Origin of the sequence: Marinobacter sp. SS8-8 (assembly GCF_030540945.1) — a bacterium.
Classification (GTDB): Bacteria; Pseudomonadota; Gammaproteobacteria; order Pseudomonadales; family Oleiphilaceae; genus Marinobacter.
Map to the genome: position 1 here is coordinate 1 of NZ_JASSVN010000039.1, position 5,060 is coordinate 5,060.

The following is a 5,060-nucleotide window of genomic DNA, read 5'->3' on the forward strand; positions in this document are numbered from 1 at the left end:
ACAGAACCTGGGTGCCTCCGAGGTATTGACGCAGCTGTTTACCGGGCGTGAGCCGGCTTTTATGTCGGCACCGGAACGGGGCTAACAGGGCTTTTTACGGGGAGGCAGCTGAATAGTTACGGTATTTTTTGCGTGTAGCAAGGTTGAAAACATCGATACCATGAGAGTTAAATTGATGCAGGCATGGTATCGGAGAGCTTGAACTGCGCACTGGATCACTCAAGAAACCGGCTATTTAATCCCGAAGCAGAGGCCTGGATTTTTGCTGCTCTTTAGAATCAGAGGTGCTTCACCGGATCCATGTGTTGATGGAGTACTCGTACAATCACGATACCGCGGGCGTGTTTTTTGTAATACAGAATATGGCTTTCATAAGGGAAGCTGAGTAGTCCCTTGGATATTGTCTCGCGTGCTGTTCCGAGGTCTGGATTTTCCGCAAGGAGTTGTGCGCGCGTTTCCAGACCGTCAAGGTAGGTATTGGCTTGGACGGCCCCCCATTCCTGGACGGTATAGTCGATGATACCTTCGAGATCATCTTCCGCTTTGTCCGTGAACTGGTAGCGGGGGCTGCGCTTCGACACGGGTTAGTCCAGGATTTAACCAGCTACTCGTTTTCGTAGTTTGTTTATGACGGATTTGCCGTCACTGACTTTTCCGGCTTGCAAGTCGGCGATACCTTCTTCGATGGACTGCTTTAGATGCGCCTCTTTAAGCGCCTCAAGCTGTGCATATTCAGACGCTGATACCACCACTGCAACGGGTTTGCCATTACGGTTGATGCCAACAGGTCCGTGTTGAGCGTTGATAAGCACCTCACCGAATTCGCGTTTGGCGTCACTGGCGTTGAGTATTTTCATAACGCACCTATTTTGATTAAACTAACCAAGTTGATTAAATTCTAGTCTTTACATCACATCATGTCCAGCTGTGGCTGCAGCTGATTGATGCAATGAGAAACAGTTATGTCGCAAAAGGCAGGCATTTTCTGAACATGGTATTTTACATGGCATTACCAATTAGCAGGATAATAAACCATTGAAAATAAAAGATAAAAAAGCATGTCGGTGCCGGCATTGAGGGCATCGGTATGAGTGCCGTAGTCATGGTGATTGTTGGCTTGTGGTCGTCTGGGTGGTGTATTGGTCATGACCAAGCGGTTTATGGGGAAGCCGAAAAGACTTACTTTGAGTGAGTCGTTCGGCTGTTTGGTAAACTCGCGGGATAACCGGCAGGACGCTTTTTGCAGCCCAAGGTTGTCATTTGACAACCTTGGGTGCCATCCCCATACTGGAGACAAGGAATGACTCGCTCATCACATCCGAAGAAGGAAATTGAAGCCGCGCTCAAGCATGCGGAAAAGGAGGGCTGGCGAGTCGAAGTGGGTGGTAGTCATGCCTGGGGCAAGATCTACTGCCCCTACAATGACAATGAATGCCGCTGTGGTGAGTTCTGTATCGCCAGTGTGTGGAGCACGCCGAGAAATCCCGGCAGTCACGCACGAGCGCTGCGCAGGGTGGTGGACAAATGCGCCACTCACCAGCGCCGGGGCGCTACGGAGTCGGAGTCGGAGGATTAAGCTATGGAATATATTTTTACGCTGAAATACCAATTGGCTGACCACGACAGCGATTTGGACGCTCTCGTCGAACGATTGGGCGCCGCTGGTTGTGATGACGCCCTCGTCGGTGTGGGGCAGCCCGGTCGCTTGGCGCTGGAATTCTCCCGCGAGGCAGACAGCGCCGAGGAAGCAGTTCGCACTGCCCTGGCCGATGTCAAAAACGCTGTTCCTTCCGCACGCCTGATTGAGGCTTCCCCCGACCTTGTCGGGCTGACGGATGTGGCCGATATTGTGGGAATTTCCCGGCAGGCGATGCGCAAGCTCATGTTGACCCACCGAGGGATATTCCCCATGCCGGTTCACGAAGGTAGCGCCTCGATCTGGCATCTGGCGGAGGTGCTGGATTGGCTGAAAGCGCGAGGGGGTTACCAGGTTGATGCTGGCATACTGGAAATCGCTCAAGTGGCATTGGAAGTGAACATCACAAAGGAAACAATTCGTCACCCGATGAGCAGGCGGGACAACATGGAGTTGCTGACGGCATAGCTGTCAGCTCAGTTGTTGCCAGAGCGCACCGGGCGTGCGATGCGCTGCCTCACGTCCGGCCCTGGAGTGGAGGCTGCTTTTCCTGATCGGAATCGTCGCTTACGCTTCTCGATCCAGGCTTCCACTTCCTCCAGATCCCACACCACGCAGCGGGGCGTTCCGAAGTGCGCCTGGAAATCGGCCCACTGGCGTCATGGCTGCCTTATGAAGATCGCAGTATCAGCTGTTATGCAGCAGAGGTCTTTCCTGATGTGTTTGAGCAACGAGAATGTGCGGTCAGAGTCATCAAGGCGGAACGCACTTTTTGGGAGAAGGCTGCGATTCTGCACCATGAGGCTCATCGCCCCGAGGGAAATGCACAGCCACCTCGCTATTCGCGCCACTATTACGACCTGGCCAAGATGGCCCAGTCACCGGTCAAGGAAAAAGCTTTGGCCGATCCAGAATTGCTGGCCAGCGTAGTGGCGTTTAAGTAGCGATTCTATCCCCGCGGTTGGGCCAGATACGACTTGGCGAAGCCAGGTACCTTGGTGCTGGTGCCGGAGGGTCATGTGCTGGCCTCGGTCAGGTCCGATTATCGCGCAATGGAAAACATGATCTTCGGCAAGATGCCGCATATCGATCAGATTCTGGAGGTGCTCCAGGCACTTCAGGAAGAAATCAATGCATGACGAGTGATTCGATCATGAAGGTCCGGTGCCATTGATGAATACTGATCCGTCTCGTGAAGAATTATTCGCTCTGGTTTGGGAACGCCCCGCCACAGAGGTGGCACGGGAGTTGGGAATTTCTGATGTGGCCCTGGGCAAGCTTTGCCGGCGACTTCAGGTGCTGAAGCCACCAAGAGGATATTGGGCCAGGGTGGCATCCGGTAAAGCGCCAATATGCCGCAGCCGACATGTCGGCCTTGGATCACGCCTGGTCAGTGAAGCAGATTTATTCGCCCAGCGCTTACGCAAGAGCCAAGACCGAGTTGTGTGTTTCATCCCATGACGTCCGGATTCGGGCGGATGTGGACGATACCTGGTCACGCGACCGGTTTGAGACGGTTCGGATACCACTGCGATAAGTTTGTCCGATTGACCTGATGCCCGTGAACGACAAGCGGTTACCGGGGAGGATTCAGCGCTCAGGAATCAAGCCCTATGCAGACCGTCTTCAAGCATTACAGGAGGCGCAAGCGGTCTATGAGGCGTTAGTGGAGGCGACCTATGACATGGATCAGGCCGTACCGAACGAGCGACTCGCACTATTCGATAGGCTGTGGTTTTCTCGGGGAGAGGCGGGGCCGCTTGTCGGCGCCCGACAGGCCTGGCGGCAGATGGAGGCAGACCTCGAGCAATGGGAACAAGAGCTCGAGAATGAATCTGTGGTCCTGTGTCAGGATGTTTTGGGCATCGAAGTGGGGGGTATAGTGGTCGTCGTGGCTGGGCAAAGTATGGTGCGGGTCGAGGTAGAAGGGATGAACGTCTACACCTATGAAGATCACGTCATGTTCACAGTATGGGGAAGACGGTTTCGCAAGGATGGCCTACCGGGTAAACGCACTGAGCATTTCAGTATCGTAGTTGGAAACGACTGAAACCCAGCTCATGGGTATTGGCGGTAACGCGCTGTTTTTACAATATCTTCCGCAGTATTTGATGGGGTATGATGGGGTATGATGGGCATACATTTTGGCGCGGGGAGTGGAGTTGAACATCCATCGGATTGGAATCTCTATCGCTCGACCAAACAGGTTTTTGTGCTCGAGTTTTCTAGTCGGTCAGTTGAAAAAATGAAACTTTTTGAAGAAATTTCTGAGCATGGTATTTTCCATGGTATTATCGATTGACAGTAAAATAAGCTATTGAATATAAAAGATAAAAAATGCTTATTTACAATCGAGTGGGGGAATAACCGGTGTCCGGGCGAACAAGGGGTCAGAAGTGGGCTTTCTTCTGACCCCGGCTTAACTGACGCCAGGCCCGAAAAAGCAATGTCCCGGACAGGCGCCGATCAATATTTGAGCAGAAAATAAATCTGGGTGTCTCCTTTTCCTTTTTTTTGGTCAGGCATGAGCTTGAGGCGGTTTGATCAGCGATTCAGCCGGAATACCCAAGCCTTCGTGGAGCTTCCAGATCATCTTCAAAGTCAGCGAGCGCTTGTGATTTAGGATCTCGTACACGCGATTACTTTTGCCGATCATCGGCTCCAGGTCTTTAGCTGTTAAGCCTTTGCGTTCCATTTCGAACTTGATCGCCTCAACAGGATCAGGCAAATCCATCGGGAAATGCTTGGCTTCATAAGCCTCGATCAGTGTGACCATGACATCCAGCTTTTCGCCTTCTGAGGTGTCTGGTCCAGCCATCATCAGGCTTTCAATTTCTTTTAATGCCGCTTGGTAGTCGGTATCAGTTTTAATCGGTTTGATATCCATCGTTAATCCTCCGGCAGTTAAATCGTTTGCACATCAATCTTGTCATACTGTGAGTGGGTGCCAATAAAGCGGATGTATACGACGCGACAGGCGTAGCTTATCCAGACCACAAGTCGATACTTGTTCCCCGCAATATTGAACACCACCCGGCCATCCTTGAGGATGCTTGCGTTCCTGAAGTCCTGCTTTACCTCTGCAGGTGAGCTCCAATCGGCATGTAGGGTATGACGGTGCCAGGCCAGTGTTGGCTCTTTGGCATCCTGGTACTCCGGGTTTTCTTCCCAGAAGGCTTTCAGTGTCGATAGTGCGATGATTCTCATGCTTAAAACGCTAGTCCCAATACGGGACTATTGCAACAGTTTTTGGATGTACCCTAATTTGGCTGATGACCTTGGTCGTTATCCCTATACTGGAAACGTAACTATTCAGCTGCCTCCCCGTAAAAAGCCCTGTTAGCCCCGTTCCGGTGCCGACATAAAAGCCGGCTCACGCCCGGTAAACAGCTGCGTCAATACCTCGGAGGCACCCAGGTTCTGT

The 5,060-nt window shown here is 52.2% G+C and carries 10 protein-coding genes; 6 read left to right on the forward strand and 4 right to left on the reverse strand.

Annotated elements, in window-relative coordinates; translation table 11 throughout:
- Positions 1-278 precede the first annotated feature (278 nt).
- Positions 279-581 carry a type II toxin-antitoxin system RelE/ParE family toxin gene (locus QPL96_RS19100; protein WP_303288867.1) on the reverse strand — a complete coding sequence of 101 codons (303 nt, stop codon included), beginning with the start codon at positions 579-581 and terminating at the stop codon, positions 279-281.
- Positions 582-596: 15 nt separating this feature from the next.
- Positions 597-857 (reverse strand): type II toxin-antitoxin system Phd/YefM family antitoxin, encoded by a 261-nt coding sequence (locus QPL96_RS19105; protein ID WP_303288868.1) that lies wholly within the window; start codon positions 855-857, stop codon positions 597-599.
- 443 nt (positions 858-1,300) lie between these two features.
- Here QPL96_RS19105 and QPL96_RS19110 point away from each other — a divergent pair, with 443 nt between their 5' ends.
- From QPL96_RS19110 to QPL96_RS19135, 6 genes are all read left to right on the forward strand, one after another.
- Entirely contained in the window at positions 1,301-1,576 is a 276-nt protein-coding gene (locus tag QPL96_RS19110) for a hypothetical protein (protein WP_303288869.1), read from the forward strand.
- Positions 1,577-1,579: 3 nt separating this feature from the next.
- Entirely contained in the window at positions 1,580-2,104 is a 525-nt protein-coding gene (locus tag QPL96_RS19115; RefSeq protein ID WP_303288870.1) for an AlpA family transcriptional regulator, read from the forward strand.
- A gap of 164 nt (positions 2,105-2,268) precedes the next feature.
- Complete coding sequence (locus QPL96_RS19120; RefSeq protein WP_303288871.1) at positions 2,269-2,580, forward strand: nucleotidyl transferase AbiEii/AbiGii toxin family protein; 312 nt, start codon at positions 2,269-2,271, stop codon at positions 2,578-2,580.
- A gap of 33 nt (positions 2,581-2,613) precedes the next feature.
- Positions 2,614-2,775 carry a hypothetical protein gene (locus tag QPL96_RS19125; protein WP_303288872.1) on the forward strand — a complete coding sequence of 54 codons (162 nt, stop codon included), beginning with the start codon at positions 2,614-2,616 and terminating at the stop codon, positions 2,773-2,775.
- Between the two features lie 416 nt (positions 2,776-3,191).
- A complete protein-coding gene (locus QPL96_RS19130; protein WP_303288873.1) occupies positions 3,192-3,686 on the forward strand; it encodes a hypothetical protein in 495 nt (164 codons plus the stop codon).
- A 78-nt stretch (positions 3,687-3,764) separates the two neighbouring features.
- The gene (locus tag QPL96_RS19135; RefSeq protein ID WP_303288874.1) at positions 3,765-3,938 is read left to right on the forward strand and encodes a hypothetical protein; all 174 of its coding nucleotides are present in this window, start codon (positions 3,765-3,767) and stop codon (positions 3,936-3,938) included.
- 216 nt (positions 3,939-4,154) lie between these two features.
- On the opposite strand, the gene QPL96_RS19140 is transcribed toward QPL96_RS19135, so the two are convergent.
- Both QPL96_RS19140 and QPL96_RS19145 read right to left on the reverse strand, forming a co-directional pair.
- Positions 4,155-4,523 carry a type II toxin-antitoxin system HigA family antitoxin gene (locus QPL96_RS19140; RefSeq protein WP_117617384.1) on the reverse strand — a complete coding sequence of 123 codons (369 nt, stop codon included), beginning with the start codon at positions 4,521-4,523 and terminating at the stop codon, positions 4,155-4,157.
- Positions 4,524-4,540: 17 nt separating this feature from the next.
- Positions 4,541-4,843, reverse strand: a complete 303-nt coding sequence (locus tag QPL96_RS19145) for a type II toxin-antitoxin system HigB family toxin (RefSeq protein WP_303288875.1) — start codon at positions 4,841-4,843, stop codon at positions 4,541-4,543.
- Positions 4,844-5,060 lie beyond the last annotated feature (217 nt).

Excerpts from the sequence above, each read along its gene's own strand:
- QPL96_RS19105 (WP_303288868.1), bottom strand. The coding sequence starts at position 857 with ATGAAAATACTCAACGCCAGTGACGCCAAACGCGAATTCGGTGAGGTG.
- QPL96_RS19110 (WP_303288869.1), top strand. The coding sequence starts at position 1,301 with ATGACTCGCTCATCACATCCGAAGAAGGAAATTGAAGCCGCGCTCAAG.
- QPL96_RS19115 (WP_303288870.1), top strand. The coding sequence starts at position 1,580 with ATGGAATATATTTTTACGCTGAAATACCAATTGGCTGACCACGACAGC.
- QPL96_RS19130 (WP_303288873.1), top strand. The coding sequence starts at position 3,192 with ATGCCCGTGAACGACAAGCGGTTACCGGGGAGGATTCAGCGCTCAGGA.
- QPL96_RS19135 (WP_303288874.1), top strand. The coding sequence starts at position 3,765 with ATGATGGGCATACATTTTGGCGCGGGGAGTGGAGTTGAACATCCATCG.
- QPL96_RS19140 (WP_117617384.1), bottom strand. The coding sequence starts at position 4,523 with ATGGATATCAAACCGATTAAAACTGATACCGACTACCAAGCGGCATTA.
- QPL96_RS19145 (WP_303288875.1), bottom strand. The coding sequence starts at position 4,843 with ATGAGAATCATCGCACTATCGACACTGAAAGCCTTCTGGGAAGAAAAC.